The organism is Desulfofundulus thermocisternus DSM 10259, from assembly GCF_000686645.1.
Lineage (GTDB): Bacteria > Bacillota > Desulfotomaculia > Desulfotomaculales > Desulfovirgulaceae > Desulfofundulus > Desulfofundulus australicus.
In genome coordinates, this window is record NZ_JMLG01000027.1 from 1 (window position 1) to 20049 (window position 20049).

General features: G+C 56.6%; 24 protein-coding genes and 1 tRNA gene. 16 read left to right on the plus strand and 9 right to left on the minus strand.

Going from position 1 to position 20049, the window contains the following annotated elements; translation table 11 throughout:
• Together BR83_RS15930 and BR83_RS0112455 are read left to right on the plus strand one after the other, a co-directional pair.
• A partial coding sequence (locus BR83_RS15930; RefSeq protein WP_034635416.1) for a transposase domain-containing protein occupies positions 1 to 295 on the plus strand: 295 nt, incomplete at its 5' end.
• Positions 296 to 824: 529 nt separating this feature from the next.
• Complete coding sequence (locus tag BR83_RS0112455; protein ID WP_027357349.1) at positions 825 to 1682, plus strand: hypothetical protein; 858 nt, start codon at positions 825 to 827, stop codon at positions 1680 to 1682.
• Between the two features lie 146 nt (positions 1683 to 1828).
• Here the strand turns inward: BR83_RS0112455 and BR83_RS0112460 are convergent, their stop codons facing one another.
• Both BR83_RS0112460 and BR83_RS0112470 read right to left on the minus strand, forming a co-directional pair.
• Positions 1829 to 2020 (minus strand): hypothetical protein, encoded by a 192-nt coding sequence (locus tag BR83_RS0112460; protein ID WP_027357350.1) that lies wholly within the window; start codon positions 2018 to 2020, stop codon positions 1829 to 1831.
• 275 nt (positions 2021 to 2295) lie between these two features.
• Positions 2296 to 2378 (minus strand) — tRNA-Leu (locus BR83_RS0112470).
• Between the two features lie 96 nt (positions 2379 to 2474).
• Here BR83_RS0112470 and BR83_RS0112475 point away from each other — a divergent pair.
• The 7 genes from BR83_RS0112475 (at position 2475) to BR83_RS0112505 (ending at position 7926) form a co-directional block, all read left to right on the plus strand.
• Complete coding sequence (locus BR83_RS0112475; protein WP_027357352.1) at positions 2475 to 3551, plus strand: hypothetical protein; 1077 nt, start codon at positions 2475 to 2477, stop codon at positions 3549 to 3551.
• Between the two features lie 25 nt (positions 3552 to 3576).
• Complete coding sequence (locus tag BR83_RS0112480) at positions 3577 to 3891, plus strand: hypothetical protein (protein ID WP_027357353.1); 315 nt, start codon at positions 3577 to 3579, stop codon at positions 3889 to 3891.
• 156 nt (positions 3892 to 4047) lie between these two features.
• Positions 4048 to 6339 carry a dynamin family protein gene (locus BR83_RS0112485; RefSeq protein WP_027357354.1) on the plus strand — a complete coding sequence of 764 codons (2292 nt, stop codon included), beginning with the start codon at positions 4048 to 4050 and terminating at the stop codon, positions 6337 to 6339.
• Positions 6306 to 6500, plus strand: a complete 195-nt coding sequence (locus tag BR83_RS0112490; RefSeq protein WP_027357355.1) for a hypothetical protein — start codon at positions 6306 to 6308, stop codon at positions 6498 to 6500. Before BR83_RS0112485 ends, BR83_RS0112490 begins: the two co-directional genes overlap by 34 nt.
• A 21-nt stretch (positions 6501 to 6521) precedes the next feature.
• A complete protein-coding gene (locus BR83_RS0112495) occupies positions 6522 to 6788 on the plus strand; it encodes a hypothetical protein (RefSeq protein WP_027357356.1) in 267 nt (88 codons plus the stop codon).
• A 3-nt stretch (positions 6789 to 6791) separates the two neighbouring features.
• A complete protein-coding gene (locus tag BR83_RS0112500; RefSeq protein WP_027357357.1) occupies positions 6792 to 7091 on the plus strand; it encodes a hypothetical protein in 300 nt (99 codons plus the stop codon).
• A gap of 88 nt (positions 7092 to 7179) precedes the next feature.
• A complete protein-coding gene (locus tag BR83_RS0112505; RefSeq protein ID WP_027357358.1) occupies positions 7180 to 7926 on the plus strand; it encodes a hypothetical protein in 747 nt (248 codons plus the stop codon).
• Between the two features lie 24 nt (positions 7927 to 7950).
• On the opposite strand, the gene BR83_RS0112510 is transcribed toward BR83_RS0112505, so the two are convergent.
• The gene (locus tag BR83_RS0112510; protein WP_027357359.1) at positions 7951 to 8220 is read right to left on the minus strand and encodes a TM1266 family iron-only hydrogenase system putative regulator; all 270 of its coding nucleotides are present in this window, start codon (positions 8218 to 8220) and stop codon (positions 7951 to 7953) included.
• A 137-nt stretch (positions 8221 to 8357) separates the two neighbouring features.
• On the opposite strand from BR83_RS0112510, the gene BR83_RS0112515 reads away from it, so the two are divergent.
• Both BR83_RS0112515 and BR83_RS15935 read left to right on the plus strand, forming a co-directional pair.
• Positions 8358 to 9353, plus strand: a complete 996-nt coding sequence (locus BR83_RS0112515; RefSeq protein WP_027357360.1) for an inorganic phosphate transporter — start codon at positions 8358 to 8360, stop codon at positions 9351 to 9353.
• Positions 9354 to 9425: 72 nt separating this feature from the next.
• Complete coding sequence (locus BR83_RS15935) at positions 9426 to 9983, plus strand: cell wall hydrolase (protein ID WP_051618221.1); 558 nt, start codon at positions 9426 to 9428, stop codon at positions 9981 to 9983.
• Between the two features lie 67 nt (positions 9984 to 10050).
• Here the strand turns inward: BR83_RS15935 and BR83_RS0112525 are convergent, their stop codons facing one another.
• From BR83_RS0112525 to hisG, 4 genes are all read right to left on the minus strand, one after another.
• Positions 10051 to 10746: a rhomboid family intramembrane serine protease gene (locus BR83_RS0112525; RefSeq protein ID WP_027357361.1), complete on the minus strand. Its 696-nt coding sequence runs from the start codon at positions 10744 to 10746 to the stop codon at positions 10051 to 10053.
• A gap of 130 nt (positions 10747 to 10876) precedes the next feature.
• Positions 10877 to 11563: an acetate--CoA ligase family protein gene (locus BR83_RS0112530; RefSeq protein ID WP_051618223.1), complete on the minus strand. Its 687-nt coding sequence runs from the start codon at positions 11561 to 11563 to the stop codon at positions 10877 to 10879.
• Positions 11560 to 12954, minus strand: a complete 1395-nt coding sequence (locus tag BR83_RS0112535; RefSeq protein WP_027357363.1) for an acetate--CoA ligase family protein — start codon at positions 12952 to 12954, stop codon at positions 11560 to 11562. The genes BR83_RS0112530 and BR83_RS0112535 overlap by 4 nt, the downstream gene beginning before the upstream one ends.
• A gap of 149 nt (positions 12955 to 13103) precedes the next feature.
• Positions 13104 to 13973 carry an ATP phosphoribosyltransferase gene (gene hisG, locus BR83_RS0112540; protein WP_027357364.1) on the minus strand — a complete coding sequence of 290 codons (870 nt, stop codon included), beginning with the start codon at positions 13971 to 13973 and terminating at the stop codon, positions 13104 to 13106.
• A 173-nt stretch (positions 13974 to 14146) separates the two neighbouring features.
• On the opposite strand from hisG, the gene BR83_RS0112545 reads away from it, so the two are divergent.
• A complete protein-coding gene (locus BR83_RS0112545) occupies positions 14147 to 14872 on the plus strand; it encodes an LCP family protein (RefSeq protein ID WP_027357365.1) in 726 nt (241 codons plus the stop codon).
• 118 nt (positions 14873 to 14990) lie between these two features.
• On the plus strand, positions 14991 to 16133 hold the full coding sequence (locus BR83_RS0112550) for an amidase domain-containing protein (protein WP_027357366.1): 1143 nt from the start codon (positions 14991 to 14993) through the stop codon (positions 16131 to 16133).
• Positions 16134 to 16164: 31 nt separating this feature from the next.
• Here the strand turns inward: BR83_RS0112550 and BR83_RS0112555 are convergent, their stop codons facing one another.
• Entirely contained in the window at positions 16165 to 16692 is a 528-nt protein-coding gene (locus BR83_RS0112555) for a BON domain-containing protein (protein WP_027357367.1), read from the minus strand.
• 115 nt (positions 16693 to 16807) lie between these two features.
• Between BR83_RS0112555 and ade the strand changes: the two genes are divergently transcribed.
• The 3 genes from ade to BR83_RS0112570 all read left to right on the plus strand — a co-directional run bounded on the left by ade (position 16808) and on the right by BR83_RS0112570 (position 19780).
• Positions 16808 to 18610, plus strand: a complete 1803-nt coding sequence (ade, locus tag BR83_RS0112560; protein ID WP_027357368.1) for an adenine deaminase — start codon at positions 16808 to 16810, stop codon at positions 18608 to 18610.
• Positions 18611 to 18681: 71 nt separating this feature from the next.
• Positions 18682 to 19194 (plus strand): hypothetical protein, encoded by a 513-nt coding sequence (locus BR83_RS16485; protein ID WP_027357369.1) that lies wholly within the window; start codon positions 18682 to 18684, stop codon positions 19192 to 19194.
• A gap of 142 nt (positions 19195 to 19336) precedes the next feature.
• Positions 19337 to 19780 (plus strand): MgtC/SapB family protein, encoded by a 444-nt coding sequence (locus BR83_RS0112570; protein ID WP_242839674.1) that lies wholly within the window; start codon positions 19337 to 19339, stop codon positions 19778 to 19780.
• 47 nt (positions 19781 to 19827) lie between these two features.
• On the opposite strand, the gene BR83_RS15945 is transcribed toward BR83_RS0112570, so the two are convergent.
• Complete coding sequence (locus BR83_RS15945) at positions 19828 to 20043, minus strand: peroxiredoxin (protein WP_051618227.1); 216 nt, start codon at positions 20041 to 20043, stop codon at positions 19828 to 19830.
• Positions 20044 to 20049: the final 6 nt, after the last annotated feature.

The following is a 20049-nucleotide window of genomic DNA, read 5'->3' on the forward strand; positions in this document are numbered from 1 at the left end:
CTTTTTGCAGGATGGGCGCCTGGAACTGGATAACAACCGGAGTGAGCGGTCGATCAAACCCTTTGTCATTGGCCGCAAGAACTGGTTGTTTGCCAATACTCCGCGGGGTGCACGGGCCAGCGCTATTACTTACAGCATCATAGAAACGGCAAAGGAGAATGGGTTGAATCCTTTCCAGTACCTCAGCTATCTTTTTGAAAAACTTCCCAACCTGAACCCTAAAGACAGTAACGCCCTGGATCAGTTACTCCCCTGGTCCGATTCGCTGCCCCCTGTCTGCAGGGCTAATAAATAAGCCAGATTATGTCCCCACCTGATTGCAAGGTGGGGTTTATTTTACGCTTACACCAAAAGACCCGAAACTACTACCTAAACTACACCCTTCATACCACAAAGACTGTTGATGCTGCGCAAACTGTCACTTTTAATTACGTAATTGAGGTATTTGATGCGAATGGTGTACAAATAGGTAACCTGGGTACTTTTGATGTTCCTGAAACGGCGTCCGGGGATGTTGGTTCCACCGATGCCACTGTGAAAAACAGTGAAATCACCATCAATGATCCAGGGCTCCCCGCCGCCTACCGAGTTGTAATTACAATCACTGAAACAGCAGTGGCTTAAGTTAAATAAGCAACACTGGATGGGGTTTTACCCTGTCCAGTATTTTTTTCTTGTTTTATGGTGGCATTAATTCCGGCAATATCATATTGTAATAAAGAATGCTTATGTCCCTTTTCCTTTAATGCCCTTGCCATATCGAACTTCTCGCGTCTCTCGTGCTCCTTTTCGGATACTTACTTTTAGAAAAAGGAGGTAGATAAATGTCGGATAACCACAATACAGAAAAAATTTCAGACAAGAAACTGAATAAGAAAAAGAAATTTCTTCTATTGGCAATTCTAGCTATAATTATTATCCTTATTATGATATTATGTCATTATTGTCCCAAACCATCTCCACCTGTGGAAGTATGGTTTGAAGAAAATTTTGAGCAAGGTTTAGGGGACTGGGAGTATTTAGACGCCAAATGGATTGACGACCAGGGGGTAGTTGATAACACCTCAGCCCGAGTGGGAAGGAACGTGTACCTGGCTCCATACCTGAGCTATAAATTAAATCCTCCAATTTACAGGGATCAGATTGTCGTTGAATTTTATACCAAAATAGAGGACATTACCGGTGCGGCCACTACCCTGGCTTCTCTGGATTTTCCCACCGGTGAGATAACCGTGGTAGTAAACAGGGATAGGTATCTCGGACTGGCATTCGGGCTTTTTGAACCCGCCCGGTACAGTACTCAGCGCCTGGCTCCGGGGGAGTGGACAAAAATTCAAATTTATGTTGACACCTCGGAAGGCAAAGTATCGTTATATCATAACGACTTGGAAATTTTGGTTACTCAATGGTCCAGAACACAACCCCTTATGAAAATCTGGTTGGGTTCGGTCTGGATTTACGGTGCGGAAAACTATGAATCCACTATTGGAAGCTATTACGACGCTATTCGAGTCGGGAACCCCGGCCTCCTTGCTTCACAAACCCTATTGGATAGAATAAAGGTAACCATTCCCGGCCTCTGGCGTAAGCCTGCGACCTCGTCCGGGATACCCCATTCCAAAGAGGAATACAATGAGCCCGAAAGCTTAAAAGTTGATCAACCAGCTGATACGGGAGATTAAACTAACTATGTGCTTACACCGGGCGGTGGTTATCTGATTACCAATTTAGCGGAGATGGGCTCCCCTTTCGTGGGGAGCCCACCTTTTCGAACCGGAACATCAGTGCAGGTTTATTATCTATCTTATAGATAATATTATCATGCTTTTTAGCCGTTCAAGGAAACGGAATGGCTTTCCCCTGACATGCTGCGCGGGTAGCACTTTTTCTGCTGCCCCCGCACCAGGCGCAGCTTTGGCCCGGGCTGCTCATTTTTCAGCATCTCGGCACGCGCCAATTCAACCTGACAGAATGGTTCTTCCAGGTATTTCGTCACCAGGTGCTGAATCCATTCCCGCATGCAAACCACCCCTTTCGGATCACCTGACGGGATTAATTTTATTTTATATAAGACCGGTAAGGTGGAAAATAAATTTCCCGCCAACGGCCCTTTTCGGCTGGCGAGTTTTTCACAAGCACCGGAAACCAACCAAATAGCTTGGCGAACTGTTCACAAGGCCCGCAAACACGAGCCGGGAGAAAAAGAAACGTGGACGGGACAGTCCACGGAAGGGCTGCAAAACAAAAGGCCCCTGTAACATAAAGCTTACAGAAGCCAGACAGGGGATATAACTCTGGTGTCGGAGGCGGGACTCGAACCCGCACGGTTTCCCACACGCCCCTCAAACGTGCGCGTCTGCCAGTTCCGCCACTCCGACATCGCATTTCTTATTATACGGCTTACAAAGCCCTCCTGTCAAGGGTATAATATTTTTTAAACTGGCAGCCATGAACGCGGGAGAGGTTGTTCGCAAATGCCCAATTCCATCTGGCTTTATCGTCTGTACGACGTGGCGGAAGAGATAAACCTGGAAATTGTGGAACAGTCACTGGCTCATACCAAGCCCACTTCCAGGCTGCGCATTTCCCGGGCGCGGTTGATGTCCGTGCATATCCCCAACCCCCCCGTAACCGTGGAACTGGGAGAAGAATGGATCAGGCTGGGCCAGCAGGATTTTCACGCCCGTTTTACGGGCAAGGTCTACGACCTGGGGGTAGTCAGCCTGTGCATGCAAATAATACTCCCGGAAGGGTACAGCTACCGGGAAATCAAGGAGCTCGCCCTATCTTTAGGTGAGGATGAAGTTATTGACAGAATTACCGAAGATATATTTAAGAAGAAACTGGCCGAGGTAACAGGCAGCCTGAGCAGGGCCATGGTTCGCCCGGAATTTAAAGGGGCGGAAGAGGATTACATCCTGTTTTTCTTTCAGGAATGGAACCGGGAATGGGATCCCGTGCCCCTGCTGCTGGCCGAATCTGAACCGGTAAGCCCGCAGGTACGCCGGGAAACCCTGCAGCATTCCTTTTCCTACGGCCCGGATGACCTCACCATCATTACCTGGGCCTCGGCCCTGGTATACGACGCGGCCGGCAGCCACGACATTCCCGACCTGCTGGAATTTGCCCTGACCCAGCTCCTGGAGCTCCGTTACTACGATAACCTGCTCAGCGAAGAAATGGGTAAAATGTACGGCGATATTGAAGAGGCGGAAAAGGTTACCGTCTTGAGGCGCATGGGGCATTACCGGCACATCATGAACCGCCTGATGGAACTGGTGGTGGATATTAACGAGATCCTGGAAAGAATTCAGAACTCTCTCAAGGTAACCGAAGACGTTTTCTATGCCCGGGTATACGGCGCCGCCCTGGCCGTATTCCGCACCAGAGCCTGGGTGGAAAGCATCCAGCGCAAGCTCTCGCTCATCATGCAGAATTATACCCTGCTCAGCAACCGGGTGGTCAACCAGCAATCCGTGCTGCTGGAACTGGCCATTGTCCTGCTCTTCCTGCTGGAAATATTTCTCAATCTCCCCTCCCTCCTTCACTAGCGCTCACTGCCAGGAGGTGTTTTCAGTGCAAGAAATAAACCCGGATGTCCACAAGCTGCTTGTTTTTTTACAGAACCTGCAGGGGAAAACGGTGCCGGAAATAAGCCAGGCCTGCATGCAAAAAATCCGCCACATGGAGCTGACGGGCAGTCCCGACCGGGCCCTGGTGGAACATCTGAAGTCCATTATCCTGCTCATCCGGCACCTGCGCCGCCCGCCCCTGGCCGGGGACGAGAGGGTGCGGCGCTTCCTGATTGAATTCTTCACCAGGATCCAGCAGCATGACCGCCGGGCAAAACACGTTCTTGAGGTCCTGCAGAAAACCGGCTCCAGCGCTTAAACCCTTCCCTTCCCCCGGCCGCCCTTACCCCGCCGTAAGTTTACAAATGCCGCGGGTCTCCCCATGTCATATTTATCCCCCGATGCTAATATATAGCAGATAGGCAGGTGGACGGTCCGGCCAGGACCGGCCAAAATATCCGGGGAGCGTGTTGAAATGAACGGGACATTTCCATCTGAAAACCCGCGGCAGCGACCCCACCCTTTAAAGCGCATTGGTGAGCTGCGGGAGAAGTATCTCCTGCCCCAACCTCCACCCCTCCTTGCCGTCGCCGGAGCCCGTAATGCAGGAAAATCCACCCTGATCAACGCCCTCCTGCAGGAAGATATCTCACCGGTGGACGTCCTGCCGGCCACTCCCTGCTCCATCTTTTTCTTCCACGGCCAGTCCTTTTCCGTATCCGCAGGCAGATTCAAGCCGGTCCACTCCCGGCAGGGGCTGGCCTCCCTGCTGCGCCGGGGGGATATCCATGCCGGCCGGGTAGATGTTACCCTGCCCAACCCGTGGTTAAGAATATGCACCCTGATCGACACCCCCGGGCTGGATGCCGCCAGCCAGAGCCACCTGGTTGAAAAAACCCTTGCCCCAGCGGATCATATCCTCTACCTCTTCCACCAGCGGGGCATGGACGAACAGGACCGGCTCTTCCTGCACCGCTTGAAAGGGAGTCTTTCCCGCCCCGGCTCCAAACGGATCTCTTTCTGGATCAACTGTAACTGCGGCCGCCCTGACGGCAGCGCCCTCACGGCCACCCGGGAGGCCCTGGGAGAAATCTTCGGCCGGGAAATCCCGGTCAACTACCTGAACACCAGGGATGCGGAGAGTATTGAAAACCTGCGCCTGTTCGTGGAAGTGGAGCTGGCCTTCATTACCCTGAAAGAACTGGAGAAGTTTTTCTCCGGGGAAGACAGGCACATACCCCGCCGGCTGGCCGGAACCCTGGCCATCGGGGAAGACGGGCCTTTCCTGAATGCCTTCTGGAGCATTTACGAACGCGCCCGTGACGCGCTGGAAACCAGCCAGCTGTTTGCATCCCTGCAGCAGGTACGGCTGGAGATCCGGGAAAAGCTGGCCGCATATAACCGGAAAGTTCCGGCCGTCGCGGCATCACCCGCCGGCATGGAGAATACGTGGCAGGCCGTCAGTTTTCCGGTGCTCAAAGAGCGCCTGCTCAATTTGCTGCAGCGCCTGCTGGAAGCCCCGTTCTTACGGTCGCCGGCTACCAGGGAGCGCCTTGCGGAGCTGGCCGGGAGCCTGGCCGGCGACCGCTTTTATGTTACCCTGTGGGGCCCCTTTTCTTCGGGAAAAAGCACCTTTCTCAACGCCCTGATGCAGGAAGAACTGCTGCCGGCCCAGGATAAATCCACCACATCCACCCTTGTCCGCCTGCATCACGGGGCGGACAAGGTAGCGGTAATCCATTATCCCCGGGAATTAACCCTCTTCCTGGTGGAAGAAAGGGAAGGGAACGCCTACCTCTGCCGGGAGGAACTGGTCACCCTGTACCGCTGGCTCAATAATCCCGGGTTGCTGAAAGACCTCCGGCAAATGGAGGCCTGCACCGGGGGCAGATATTCACGGGTTAACGCGGCCGAACTGGCGGCGCTGCTGATTCAAACTCAAAATCTTTTCCGCCCGCCGGCCCTTCCGGGGAACATTTATAACCACGTTCCGGCCATCACCCGCCCCATCTCGCTGAAGCGGGCCGCCCTGGCAGTAACAGCGGTACGCCTGCATTTTCACCACGTCCGGGAAAAGGTCTTCCACCTGGCAGATCCCGGTGAGCTGGCAGAATTCAGGCGGCTGATGATAACCCCCGAAGAAGCCATGTTTATAGAGGCAATAGACATCCACCACCCGGCGGAAATGCTCAAGCTGGCCACTTTTGTGGACTCTCCGGGAATAGATTCTGTACACACCCGCTACGCCAGGAAGGTGGCAGAATGGCTGCGTAACAGCGACCTGCACCTGATCTTTTTCAACGGCCGGCAAATGCTCTCCCCGGTCCACAGGGAATTCCTCCGCCAGGGAATCCCCCCGGAAAGAAGACGGGATAATTGTTTTTACGTGGTTAATTTTGCTGATACATTAAACCACAGTGAAAGGGAACGGGTGGCCACCTGGCTGCGCAGGGAACTGGCCCCGGCAGCATCCCGGGAAATCCACTTTATTTCCGCCCTGGATGCCCTCAAGGACGGGAAAAACCTCGCGTTTAACCGGCTTTTACGCCAGCTCGAGCAGGCCATTCTCATCCAGCGGGGCGAAAAAATACTCCTGCGCCGCATTGACCAGATTGAGGAGCTGCTGGCCGTGGAAGCACGGGAATCACCCCCGGTGGGACGGTTGCTGGAAAAATACAGCCGGGAACTGGAAGATATCCGCCTGATCCTGAAACGACCTGGAGGTTATCGCATATGGAGAACGCCCGCATCCTTGAGGAAAGGTTAAAGCGTATTATCCGGGAGATCAGCAGCCAGACCGGCAATGAGATCAGGCAAAACCTGCTGCAGGAACTGGAAAAAGAAGTCACAGACATTATCCACCGCCATTCCCAGCAGGAAGTCAACCGCTTCCTGAACCTGCTTAAAAAAGCCATTAACCAGATATAAAAATTTTAAGGAGGTATCCCCATGTCCGCCAGGCAAACGACCCGGGATGAAGCACTCCAGGCCCTGATGAAGGAAATCCTGCTGGCCATGCGCGAAAAATTGCTGCAACCTCTGGTTCAGGAAATGAACCGGCTGGCCCGCAACGTAAGCGAAATGCAGGAACAGCAGGCCGCCTTTTACCGGGAAATCAAAGAACAGCTCGGCCGGGTGGAAAACCGGGTAACGGAAGCCCCCCTGGTTACCCTTACCGCCCTGCGGGACGCCATTCACCAGGCAAAGGAGGGTTAACCCATGGCCACCGCACAGGGCAGGGAAAAAGAGGTGGTGGACTCTCTGGCCCGGGCCATCCGCCAGCGCCTGGTCGCCCCTGCAGAAGAACGTTTCCACCAGCTGGACGGCCAGGTAATCAGCCTGAACACCGCCCTCCACGATAGTTACCGGGAGTGGCGCTCGGCAATGGAGGAACTGGAAAAGCGCATCAGGCACCTGGAAAAAGGGGTTGCCCGGGCTGGAAAGCAGATCCGGGGGCTGGCCCTGACCCTGGCCCTGCTCCTGGCCGGCGCCGTCTTTTTATTCCTCAAAGGGTGGTAGGCTAAAATTTGTTTTTTGCGGGTAGGAAAATGCCGCCCGGGGGTAGAAAAAGATCCACCAACCATTCAGCCCGGTGGGGGTAATCAGGTTGTATCCGCAAACCCATGTTTATTTTGCTGAAAGAGTGTGCGGGATGCTTTCCGAAGCCCTGGCCCTGGGCAGCATTTTCCCCGATATGGTTGCTGCCCTGGTTCCCGGCCGTGACGACAGCCACGGGCGGGGAACGGAACTGCTGGCCGCCCTGGGCGATGACCCCCAGCTCAGGGAGTTTGCCCTGGGGGTGATGACCCACGGCATCAACCCGGAAGGCCTGGATTATTACGGGGACGAAAAATATCTTCACTTTGAGCGGGGTTACTGCTTTGAAAAGGGTCGCCCGCTGGTAGAGGAAACCATCAGGGCGTGCAACCTGCCCCCGGCCCTGGGCTGGTGGAAAAGCCACAACATCGTGGAGATGGGGATCGAACTCATTACCGGCAGGAACGGCTCTTACAGTAAAGCACTGGCCGCCGCCTTCGGCAATACCGCCCTGGTGGACAAAATCAGCCGGCGGGTGGCCCCGCTTTACGGGGTGGAGCCACGCCGGCTGTACCAGCGTATCCATAACTTCCCCTATTACATTGAAATCTCCCACCTGGATCCCCGCGCCCTGGCGGCCAAGTACGACGTGCAGATGTTTTTCAAGCACCGTATCCGCATCGACATCGAGCGGACAGCCCGGCTTATTGAAACCGCCCGGCATATTGTGGAAGCAGACCTGGAGGAATTTTTTAAATATGCGGAAGAGCAGGTGCGCCAGAACATGCACAGGGCGAAAGCCTGGGAGGCAACATGAAATCCCGGTTGCAAACCGGGATTTTTAACCGGAAACCTGCGTCAGGGAGGGTCCCAGAGCAACGGATTTTACCACCACTCCCTGGATCTGCTGCAGCTCCTGCTCCAGCATCCTGCGCTCATCATCGTCCGCTTCCATGGTCAGGGTAATGATCCCCCGCCTGCGGCTGGGGTCGGGAATCCCCGACCGGCTTAAAATCCTGGAACCGTGCCTGGTGAGCACCTGCTGCACTTCCGGTGCCTTCTCCGCCCGCCCATCCACCAGAATGCCCACCACACAAATATCCTTCGCCACTATCCCACCTCCCGGATTTTTTTACCCCTACAAAGTATGAGCCCCGCCGGCAGTTTTTATGATCACCCGGGGGAATACAAGGTAATGATACCACTGACTGGTTAATATGTTTTACTAAAACCCAAAGGGGTGATCCGGTGGGTGAGGTTCTTTTGCCTGTTATTTGCCTGGCCGTGGCCTTTGATTTTATAAACGGTTTCCACGATACGGCCAATGCTGTGGCCACCTCCCTGGCCACGGGCGCACTGGCCCCCCGCCCGGCCATTTTTCTGGCCACCACCATGAACTTCGCGGGGGCTCTTACTTTCACCGGGGTGGCCATGACCATCGCCGGGGACATTGTGGATACTGCCGTACTCTTCCAGTACCCCCGGGCCATCCAGGCCGCCCTGCTGGCGGCCATTCTCTGGAATCTTTTCACCTGGGCCGGGGGATTACCCAGCAGTTCTTCCCACGCCCTGGTGGGTGCCCTGACCGGTGCCACCCTGGCTGCAACAGGTGCCAGGGGGGTTAACCTTGCCGGCCTGACCACCATTTTGCAGGCCCTCATCCTCTCCCCGCCCCTGGCCCTGGTTGCCGGCTTTACGGTTATGCTGCTCGTTTCGTACCTGACGGGAAGCCGGGCCGGCCCCTGCCGGGACCACCGCTTCAGGCGCTGGCAGCGCCTGGCCGCTGCCTTCCAGGCCTTTTCCCACGGTACCAACGACGCCCAGAAAACCATGGGGGTGATCACCCTGGCCCTGGTTCTTACCGGGTACCAGGATAATTTTGTGGTCCCCCTGTGGGTTAAAGTCCTGTCGGCCGCAGCCCTGGCCCTGGGAACATCCTGCGGCGGCTGGCGGATCATCCGCACGCTGGGCCGGGGCATCACCCACCTCAACCCGCCCGCGGGCTTTGCTGCGGATATGGGTTCGGCCCTGGTTATCTTCACAGCCACCCTGTGGGGGCTGCCCGTCAGCACCACCCACGTCGTTTCTTCCTCCATCACCGGGGCAGGTCTGGCCCGGGGGGCGGGCAACGTCTCCTGGCCCACGGTGGCCAGGATTATCCTGGCCTGGACTTTTACCCTGCCGGCCACCATCGCCCTGGGAGCCCTGCTTTACGCAGTGTCAGCCAGGGGGTCCATAATTTAACGCTTGATTATCCCGCCAACTTACGTTATACTCGCCAGTAGCCTGGGAGAAACGACGAAAGGAGTGGAAACCATGGCTTTTTTTCTCTGGCTTAAAGAAAATAAATTGGCCCTGAAGGCCACTGCTGGAGTTATGATAATGCTTGCCCTGGCCCTGGCAGTCCTGCCGGTGGTGGGTGGCGCCGCCCTGGAAAGCAGGGAAAACCTGCAGGCGGACAAAAAAATGGCCCATAATGAGCAGGTAGCCAGCAGCCAGGTTTCCCGCGGGACCAGTATCAGCCGGGATGACCTGATCCTGATGGCCCGGGTGATTGAAGGTGAAGCGGCCGACGAACCTTACATTGGGAAAGTAGCGGTGGGAGCGGTAATCATAAACCGCACCCGGAGCGGGGAATTCCCCAGGACCATCCGGGGCGTGATTTACCAGCCTGACGCCTTTGAGGCCGTAACCAACGGCCAGTATATGCGGCCTCTTACCCGGGAATCCATTGCCGCAGCTCGGGAAGCCATCAGCGGCCACGATCCCACCGGCGGCGCCCTTTATTACTGGAACCCGGCCAGGGCACAGAGTACCTGGGTCTGGTCCCGGCCGATTATCACCCGGATAGGCAACCACGTTTTTGCCCGTTAAAAAAGCAGGGGATGAACCCCTGCTTCTCATATTATAGCGGCCGTACCGCGTTCCTGCCGGCGTATTCCTACCACCAGGGATAGTTGTTGCGCAGGCGGTTGCGGGGAGCCAGGAGCTTCATCAGGATCATCCCCGACACAAAACCGCCCACATGGGCCCACCAGGCCACGGGGTTGACCACCCCGCCGAGGGAAGCCGCACCGTTAAAGAGCTGGATGATAAACCACAGGGCCAGAAAAATTACCGCCGGTACCTCCATCAGGGTGAGGAAGAAGAACACCGGAACCAGGGCCAGGATCCTCGAGTGACGGAAGGTAACAAAATAGCCGCCCAGCACTCCGGCAATGGCCCCGCTGGCCCCGATCACCGGCACGGGGGAAGTGGGATTGGCCAGAATATGAAACAGGCTGCCCACCATACCGCAGAGCAGGTAAAAAATTAAAAAGCGCAAGTGCCCCAGGCGGTCCTCCACGTTATCACCAAAAATCCACAGGTACAGCATGTTGCCCCCCAGGTGCACCCAACCTCCGTGGAGAAACATGGAGGTAATAAAGGGCAGCAACAGGGGGTCCAGCGGCGCCCCGATCTGGAGGGCGTGAACAACCCGGGCAGGAATAACCCCCAGGTTGTAGAATAGTTCGTTTAACTGCGCCTGGGAAAGGCCCAGCTCTTTAAAGAAGAAAACCCAGATATTGGTTAGAATCAAAAGCCAGTTTACAAAGGGCCTCCGCCGCGGGCGGATGCTGTCGCGCAATGGTATCACCGGATCAACCTTCTTCCCCTGTTATTGTCAGGCCACGGCCTTCCTTCAATATAGCATATACTATAGCATATACTTTTCTGCTCATTTCTGACAAGGATATTAATGGATATGGAAAAAGTCGGGCTGAATTTCAATCGGCCAGCACCGCCCGCGCATCCAGAACCAGCGCCCCGCGCTCGTAAACCACCACCGGGTTGAGGTCCATTTCCTGTATCTGCGGAAATGCGGCGGCCAGCCCGGAAACCTTCACCAGTATATCCACCAGGGCCCCCTCATCAGCAGGGGGAACACCCCGGTAACCGGCCAGCAGGCGGTATCCCCGCAGGGAACGGACCATATCCCGGGCCATGTCGGGCTCTACGGGAACCAGTCGAAAGCTGACATCACCCAGAACTTCCGCGAAGACCCCCCCGAGACCGCACATGAGCACGGGCCCGAACTGCCGGTCGACGGTAAAACCGACAATCACCTCCCGGCCGGGGGAAGCCATGGGCTGCACCGTAACCGCAGCCTCGGGATCCACTCCCTTGACCCTGTCCATGATCTGCCGGTAGGCCCGGCGTACCTGGTAGCCGTTGGCCAGGTTCAGAGCCACTCCACCGCTGTCCGACTTATGGGCAATTAAGGGGGAGCGCACCTTTAATACCACGGGATAACCCACCTCTATGGCCCGCGCCACCGCTTCTTCCTCGCTGCGGGCCAAAAAGCAGGGGGTTACAGGTACACCAACCCGCTGCAGAATCTCCTTCACCTCATCCTCACATAAATACCGGCGCCCGGCAGAACGGACCGCAGCCAGCATCTCTGCCACATTCACCGCCTGATTCCCCCTCTCTGCAGGGCATAGTGCAGGAGAGCGGAAACCCCCCACGCCGCCTCCTCGGGAGTGGTATAGACGGGAATATCCCGGGAGTGCAGGAGCTCCCTCTCCTCTTTTACTTTTTCCCCGGTGGATATATAAAGGGCCACCACCGGCTTGCCGCTGCGCTCCCGGACATCTAAAATTTCCACCGTGGGGCAGCGCCAGTTCAAATGCAGGCAGTATACGGCCACCAGGATGTCGATGCACGGGTCGTCCAGCACCGCCTCCATCAGCGGTCCCAGATTTGCCGCCTGCATACCCTGCCCGGCCGCATCCAGGGGGTTTTTGAGCACTACCGGGGGGTTCTGACCCAGCACTTCTTTAATCCTGCCCATGGTACTTCCGGCCAGGGCAGGGAAAACCCCTCCCCGCAGGCTTATCTCATCCAGCAGCACGATACTGGGACCTGCCGTATGGGTAACCACGCCCACGCCGTTTCCCCGGGGAATGGGAGCCATGGCCAGGGCTTTACAGGCAGCCACCATCTCCAGGGTGCTGTCCACCACCAGGAGGCCGAACTGCTGCAATACCTGCCTGTACACCTGATAACTGCCGGCCATGCTCCCGGTATGGGTGAGGGCGGCGTGGCTCACCGCATCCGAACGCCCGACCTTATAAAAAACCACCGGCTTGTGGCGGGCCACCTCCCCGGCCACCTGAACCAGCCGCCGGGCATCATCGGTGCCCTCCACAAAAACACCGATGACTGCGGTGCTGTCATCCCGGGCCAGGTATTCCAGGTAATCGCTCATCTCCAGGGTGCTCCGGTTACCCACCCCCACCCACTTGTTGATCCCCAGGCCTTCATCCACGGCCTTATGCAGTATGGTCAGCCCCACGCCCCCGCTCTGGGTAACAAACGAAACCTTTCCCCGGGGTAGCTGCATGGGATAAAAAGTGGCATTTAAATTGGCCCGGGTATTGATCAAGCCCAGGGTATTGGGACCAACCACTTCCATCTCATACTGCCGCGCCACAGCCACCAGGCGCTCTTCCAGGGCTTTTCCCTCTTCCCCCATCTCCTTGTAGCCACCGGCAATGCAGACAACCCCCTTAACCCCTTTCCTGCCGCACTGCTCCACCACCTCCAGGGTGGCCAGCTGGTTTACCCCGATTACGGCCAGGTCCACGGGTTCAGGTATTTCTTCCAGGGAACGGTATACCGGCAGCCCCTGCAGGCTCTCCAGGCGGGGGTGCACCGGGTAGATCCGGCCCTGAAATCCCGCGTGGATAATGCTCTGCAGCAGGTTATAACCTACCCGGTCGCTGGAACCGGTAACCCCTATTACAGCCACACTATGGGGATAAAATATGCTGTCCAGCACATCCTGTTTTCTGACGGGCAATGATGATCCCTCCCCTCAAAAAAATACCCCGGTTATAAAATTCTAAAAACTTTCTGCTAAACCTGCCGGCCGATAAAATAAAAAACTTCCCCGCACCGGGGAAGTTCCACCGGGGTTCAGGCGGCCCGCTACCCATCCGGGCATTTCCCTCAGGGGATGACCTTGTTCAGCGGGTACTCAATAATGTCGTGGGCCCCGCTTCTTTTCAGGGCCGGGATCAGGTCCCGCACCTTCTTTTCATCCATAATTACCTCCACCGCACACCAGTCGCTGTTCACCAGCTGGGAGATGGTGGGGTGCTTCATGGCCGGTAACAGGGCCAGAATATCGTCCAGCTTTTCTTTAGGCACGTTCATTTTCAACCCCACCTTGGCATCGGCCCGGAGCGCCCCCTGCAGGAGTACGGCCAGGTTTTCCAGCTTCTCCCGCTTCCAGGGTTCCTCCCAGGCCTTTTTATTGGCGTGGAGGCGGGGAGTCGATTCCAGAATGGTGGCTATGACCCTCAGGTTATTGGCCTTAAGCGAGCTGCCGGTTTCCGTGAGATCGGCAATGGCATCCACCAGATGAGGCACCTTCACTTCCGTGGCTCCGTAGGAATATTCCACATAAGCTTCCACACCGTGGCGGGCAAGAAACTTCCTGGTCACCCGGACCAGCTCGGTGGCAATCCGCTTGTTCTGCAAATCCGCCACCGTCCGGATGTCGCTATCATTGGCCACAGCCAGAACCAGCCGGATGGGGTTGGTGGTCTGCTTGGAATAAACCAGCTCGGCCACTTCCACCACGTCGGCTTCATTTTCCATGATCCAGTCCAGGCCGCTGATACCGGCATCCAGCACGCCCTCATGCACATAGCGGGGAATCTCCTGGGCGCGCATCAGCACTACTTCCAGCTCGGGATCGTCAATGCTGGGAAAGTAGGAACGGCTCCTCACCATTATATTAAAGCCAGCCCGCTTGAACAATTGAAAGGTGGCTTCCTGCAGGCTTCCCTTGGGCAAGCCCAAACGCAGTTTCATTGCCAGCACCCCCGAATTCTTTTTTACTTTAATATGCTAATTTGCTACTAAAAGAAATCACCATCCAGTATAAATCACCTTTCCCCGCATGTCAATAGCAAGATCACCCGGAGTATAAAAGAGGGAAAGGAATGCCAGAATAAATTTGGCACGGCAAAGGAGGTTAAGGAACGTTGAGTTTCCGGAAATTGCTCCGGTACGCCCTTCTTGCAGTGTTGGCTCTATTCTGCTTTTCTTCTTCTTTTAAGGCCTGGGCGCAGCAGCAACCGGAAACCGAGAACGCCCTTATCTTCTGGACCGACGGACCCAAATTGAAAGCCGTAACCCTGGTCGCCATCACCCCGTGCAGAAAACCGGTGGGTATTGTTTCCATCCCCATCAACACCCGCGTTCATGAAATTTCGGGCGTGGCAACGCTGGAGGAACTGTATCACCTGGCGGGGCGGGAAGGAATCACAGACTACCTGGAAAAGCGGTTCGGCATACCCATTGAACACTATATGGATATCAGCCAGGCCACCCTGACCCGTACCAGCGAGGCCCTGGGGCCGGTGGTAATGGCCGGCAGGCAAACTTCCCTCCTGGAGGTGTTCGAAGGAACATATACTAATCAGCGCATGGACCTGCAGACGGAGATCCGGGCCCTGGCGGCAAGGTTGATCGAACCGGCCGTACTGCTCAAACTACCACGCCTGTTGTGGATTTTTACCAGCGGGGTGGAGACAAATCTGGGGCCGGGCCATATCCTCACCCTCTACCAGGCCCTGCAGGGAAACGGCCCGGAAATCCTGCGTAAGCAGGCCCTGCCCGGGCGGGACTACTTTGACGGCCCGGTCAGGTACCGGGAGGTATCCCCCGACGCCTGGAAAAGCGTTTTGCGGGAAGTAACCTGCTCCTGATAAATGGCCCCTGTGGTGAAGCGCTTTGGTGTACATTTTACCACCGATACCCGGGCAAGAACTCTTCCTTCCGGGGAAATATATAAACGGCGCAAAATTCACAAAACGGGGGTCCGTTATGCTGTGGCAAAAAGTTACTGTATCATTAATGATTGTTGGCCTGGTCTTTCTACTGGGAGCTTCCAACTGCACGGCCACTTCCCCTCCCCTTTCCCAAAAAGAACTGGAAAAGGCGGTGAAAGAAATTTTCAATGCCCGTGCCCGGGCCATTGTTACCGGCGCCGATCCCGCCCCGGTTCTGGCCTCCTACGATACCGCCACCAAACTGGGGCAGTGGGCCCGGGCCCATGAAGAACACAAGCTGAATTTTATCCAGTCCTGGGCCAGGAAAAGGGGGGTGCGGATAATCGAAGCAAAACCGGAAATTCGCATCCCCTGGTCGCAGATCAATGGGGAAAGGGCGGAACTGGTGGTTCACCACACCCTCCAGCTGGTTTACGTATATCCCGATACTCCCGTGGTCAACCGCTTTGGTATTGGCACCCGTCACTGGATGGAACTGGTTAAAAAGGACGGCCGGTGGCTGATCCAGAAGGACTTCTATACCGACGGCCTGGGTGACGATACCCTGGTACCCGTACCCACCCCCGCCGACGGCGCTGCCTGCCCGGGTCAGCCCGTAAAATCCAGTTCCAGCCGGAACCGCTCCAGAGGTATTTTTGACCGGGAGGGGGCAGTCCGGTACGCGGACAAGTATGCCGGCCTGGCCTGGGGAGCGGGCAACAACCACAAGTACAATCCCCGTTATCGGGATCTTAACGGCAACGGCGGGGACTGCACCAATTTTGTCTCCCAGTGTCTGGGAGACCGGGAAGGGGGCAAGCTCCCCATGGATGGAACCTGGTACTACCGGTACGAACAGGGCGGTGGTTCGGGCAGCCGGGCCTGGGTGCAGACCGAGGCCTTTGCCAGCTGGCTCCTGTACAGCGGCCGCGCCCGGCTGATCGCCCGGGGCACTTTCCCGGAGCTGAACCAGCCGACAAACAAATTTCCGCGGGGGGCCGTCAGGGAGTTGCAGAAAGGTGATGTCATCGGGTACGAAGAAAAGGGGAACATCGAGCACTTTGCCATTGTGGTCGGGACGGACTCCCACGGGTACCCTCTGGTTAACGCCCACACGGTGGATCGCTACCACTGCCCCTGGGATATGGGATGGGACAAAAAGACGGTTTTTCACCTCTTCCGGATTAATGAAGTTTAAAAAGGGGGATATGTCTCCGGACTTATCCCCCTTAAAATATTCTGGCCTCTCCCTCATCTTCCCGGTCGTTGTTCACCTGGTGGTGGAAAATTGCCTCCAGGCTCTCATCGTCATAACCTCCAGGGGAACGCAGCTTGAGCTGGCTGACTACCTCCTTCACTCCCCGCGCCCTGGCGGCAGCGGCCCTGGCCGCTTCAATTTCTTCCGGGCTGTCCACCCGCCCCTGGAGAAAAACCACTCCCTTAACGGATTTTACCCCCACATGGCGGCGGTTAATGCCGGCCGCATCCAGCTCCTCCCCCACCTCGAAGGCCACATCATCATCGGTAATGGCCCCGTCGGTACTTATGGCCACACCGTTCTCCACCGCCCGGATGCCCTCAATGGCCGAAACGATGCGGCTCACCTGCTCCCTCTCGGCCAGGGTATCCACAATGCCGGTAATGCGCGCCTTACCGTCCACCACATCAGCTTTTAAGCCATATTCCCTGGTACGCACATCGCTATCCAGAACTTCCTGAACCTTTCGGGTCAGGATCTCATCCCTTTCTGCCGACAAAAAAACCCCCCCTTGCAGCTTGACTTTGACAAAATTTTCGCCCTGCCTGCAGGTATTATTCCCTCACACACGGTAAATATAGAGGGGAATCATTTCATTTTTGCGGGGTGAAAAAATGTTTTACCAACCAAACCGGCGCCCCCTGTGGGAAATTACCGCCGACCTGTCCCTGGCTGCCCTGGGGAAAATACCGGCCGACGTGGTAATTAAAAACGGGCGGGTGGTGAACGTGCATACCGCCGAAATCCAGGAAGGCCTGGATGTGGCCATTAAACACGGCCGGGTGGTGCTGGTGGGCCGGGCCGACCATACCATCGGGAAGGATACCCGGGTAATCGACGCCGGGGGTCGTTATCTGGTGCCCGGCTTTCTGGACGGCCATATACACGTGGAAAGCAGCATGGTTACCGTCACCCAGTTCGCCCGGGCGGTAGTCCCCTGCGGCACCACCGCCATCTTCATGGACCCCCATGAAATTGCCAATGTACTGGGGATGGAAGGAATCCGCCAGATGATGGAGGAAGGGGCCGGGCTGCCCTTAAAAGTGTTTACCACCATGCCCTCCTGCGTTCCGGCTGCCCCGGGCTTTGAGGACGCCGGGGCCAGCATCGGCCCGGAAGAGGTCCGCGAGGCCATGACCTGGCCGGGAATCATTGGCCTGGGCGAAATGATGAATTTCCCCGGCGTGCTGGCGGGAGACCCCCTGGTGCACGGGGAGATACAGGCCACCCTTAAAGCCAACAAGGTCGTCACAGGACATTATTCCCTCCCGGAAACGGAAACCGGACTCCAGGCCTACATTGCCGCGGGCATTTCTTCCTGCCACGAGTCCACCCGGAAAGAAGACGCCCTGGCCCGCATGCGCCTGGGCATGTACGCCAAGATGCGGGAGGGCTCGGCCTGGCACGATGTCAGGGCAACCATAAAAAGTATCACCGAAAACCGCCTGGATTCCCGTTACGCCATCCTGGTTTCCGACGACACCCACCCGGAAACCCTGCTCACCCTGGGCCACCTGAACCACGTGGTGCGCAGGGCCATTCAGGAAGGGATCGACCCGGTACGGGCCATCCAGATGGCCACCATCAACACCGCCCAGTGCTTCGGGGTAAGCCGCGACCTGGGCAGCATTGCCCCCGGTCGCTGTGCCGATATCCTGTTCATCCCCGACCTGGCGGAAATGAAGGTGGAACGGGTAATGGTGGACGGGGTGATCGTGGCCGAAAATGGGCAGATGCTGTTCGACCTGAAACCCTACGCATACCCGGAAAAGACCCGCCATTCGGTGCACCTCCGGCGGCAGCTGACCGCCGGCGACTTTACCATTGCCGCCCGGGGGAACAGGGTCCTGGTAAGGGTGATGGAGGTAATTGAGGCCAAAGTGGGAACCCTGCACAGGCAGGTGGAAATGCCGGTGGAAAACGGAGAAATCAGGCCCTCCGTGGAGCTGGACGTGGCCAAAGTAGCCTGCATCGAGAGGCACGGCGGGCCGGGAAATATGGGCCTGGGCCTGGTCAGGGGCTTCCACCTGAAGGGCGGTGCGGTAGCCTCCACCGTGGCCCACGACAGCCACAACCTGCTGGTGGTAGGCATGGATGAATCCGACATGGCCCTGGCCGCCAACACCCTGGCCGAATGCGGCGGGGGCATGGTGGCCGTGCTGAACGGGCAGGTGCTGGCCCTCTTACCCCTCCCCATAGCCGGGTTGATGTCCGAACGACCGGTGGAGGAAGTGAGGGAAATGGTGGCCGCCCTGGAAAGGGCCTGGAAGGAACTGGGCTGCCCGCTGGTCTCCCCCTTCATGACCATGGCCCTCCTGTCCCTGCCGGTCTTACCCGAACTGCGGGTAACCAACCGGGGCCTGGTGGACACGGTGAACTTCCGTTTTGTGGACCTGGTGATCGAGGAATTGGTGTGATACTGCCCGACTTTTTCCTTGCCTGAAACGCCCTTACCTGCTATGCTGGAAGTGAAAGGCAGGTGGCAGCCGTGGAAGAGGTCAAAAGGGAAATAGCAGCCACTTTCGATGAACAGGAATACCGCCAGGCCGGACAAATGTTCTTTCTGGGAAGCTGGGTTCAGGGAGAAATACGGGACCTGCGGGCCGAAATGCGGGAATTGCGCAAAGAATTATCCTCGACAGAAGACGGGTTAAGGCAGGAAATCAAAACTGTTGAAGAAAGCCTGAGAAAAGAAATCAAAGCTGTTGAAGAAAGCCTGAGAAAAGAAATTAAAACCGTTGAAGAAGGTCTGAGGAAGGAAATTAAAACCGTCGAAGAAGGCCTGAGAAAAGAAATCAAAACCGTTGAAGAAGGCCTGAGGAAGGAAATCAAAACCGTTGAAGAAGACCTGAGGAAGGAAATGATAACTCTTGAATCAAATTTAAGGCAGGAGATAAACTCGCTAAGGCAAGAAATAAAAGGTTTTTTCTGGGCTACCGTCGGCATTGCGCTGGCCGCCCTGGCTGTTAGCATCAGTGTGGCCATCAAAATCTGGCAGTGATCATCCTTGTTCTAATGAAGCCTCCGGGGAAAATTACGGGGGCTTCATCGTTTTTTCAAACCCGGCCCACGCATAACCGGCGGGCAGGGCCGATCATAATACAGTTAAACACTTATCTAAAGGGTGAAGCCCGGTGCTCCGCATGCAAGAAATGATTGCCAGGCTGCTGCTGGCCTTTTTAGTGGGATTTTTCATCGGCCTGGAGAGGGAAATAAGCCATAAGCCGGCGGGTATACGCACGCACACCCTGGTTTGCCTGGGTTCGGCCCTGTTTACTTTAATCAGCAGCTACGGGTTTACTTCCTTAATCGGAGTAAACCCCTACCAGCCCGGAGACCCGGCGCGCATTGCCGCCCAGATCGTCACGGGAGTGGGCTTTATTGGCGGCGGCATTATCTTTAAGGACCGGGATCATATCCGCGGGCTCACCACCGCCGCCAGCATCTGGCTAACCGCCGGGCTGGGAACGGGCATAGGCGCCGGCCTGTACGTCCCCAGCCTGGTGGCGGCAGTCCTGGGTTACCTCACCTTGAAATTGAACCACCTTCTCCGGAGATGGGGCCTGGATGACCCGGGTGAAGAGTAAAAAAAAGCCCGCCGCAAAACCGGGCGGGAGAAATGCTTCCCGTCACCCTATATCGTCCCGACCCTTTCAAAGTCCCGCCTTATCCCCGGCTGGCCCGGCTGCCACTGCGCCGGTACACCTTCACCCGTGGCGGCAGCATACTGAATGGCCTGGAGAACGCGGATGATCTCATCCACGTTTCTACCCACTTCCCGGGGGTACACGCAGTAGTATTCTACGCGGCCCTGAGGGTTGATAATAAAGGTAGCCCGGTGGTTATACATAACATA

Bases quoted from the DNA above. Each gene is read 5' to 3' on its own strand.
- BR83_RS0112455 (WP_027357349.1), top strand. From the start codon at position 825: ATGTCGGATAACCACAATACAGAAAAAATTTCAGACAAGAAACTGAAT.
- BR83_RS0112460 (WP_027357350.1), bottom strand. From the start codon at position 2,020: ATGCGGGAATGGATTCAGCACCTGGTGACGAAATACCTGGAAGAACCA.
- BR83_RS0112475 (WP_027357352.1), top strand. From the start codon at position 2,475: ATGCCCAATTCCATCTGGCTTTATCGTCTGTACGACGTGGCGGAAGAG.
- BR83_RS0112485 (WP_027357354.1), top strand. From the start codon at position 4,048: ATGAACGGGACATTTCCATCTGAAAACCCGCGGCAGCGACCCCACCCT.
- BR83_RS0112490 (WP_027357355.1), top strand. From the start codon at position 6,306: ATGGAGAACGCCCGCATCCTTGAGGAAAGGTTAAAGCGTATTATCCGG.
- BR83_RS0112495 (WP_027357356.1), top strand. From the start codon at position 6,522: ATGTCCGCCAGGCAAACGACCCGGGATGAAGCACTCCAGGCCCTGATG.
- BR83_RS0112500 (WP_027357357.1), top strand. From the start codon at position 6,792: ATGGCCACCGCACAGGGCAGGGAAAAAGAGGTGGTGGACTCTCTGGCC.
- BR83_RS15935 (WP_051618221.1), top strand. From the start codon at position 9,426: ATGGCTTTTTTTCTCTGGCTTAAAGAAAATAAATTGGCCCTGAAGGCC.
- hisG (WP_027357364.1), bottom strand. From the start codon at position 13,973: ATGAAACTGCGTTTGGGCTTGCCCAAGGGAAGCCTGCAGGAAGCCACC.
- BR83_RS0112550 (WP_027357366.1), top strand. From the start codon at position 14,991: ATGCTGTGGCAAAAAGTTACTGTATCATTAATGATTGTTGGCCTGGTC.
- ade (WP_027357368.1), top strand. From the start codon at position 16,808: ATGTTTTACCAACCAAACCGGCGCCCCCTGTGGGAAATTACCGCCGAC.
- BR83_RS0112570 (WP_242839674.1), top strand. From the start codon at position 19,337: ATGCAAGAAATGATTGCCAGGCTGCTGCTGGCCTTTTTAGTGGGATTT.
- BR83_RS15945 (WP_051618227.1), bottom strand. From the start codon at position 20,043: ATGTATAACCACCGGGCTACCTTTATTATCAACCCTCAGGGCCGCGTA.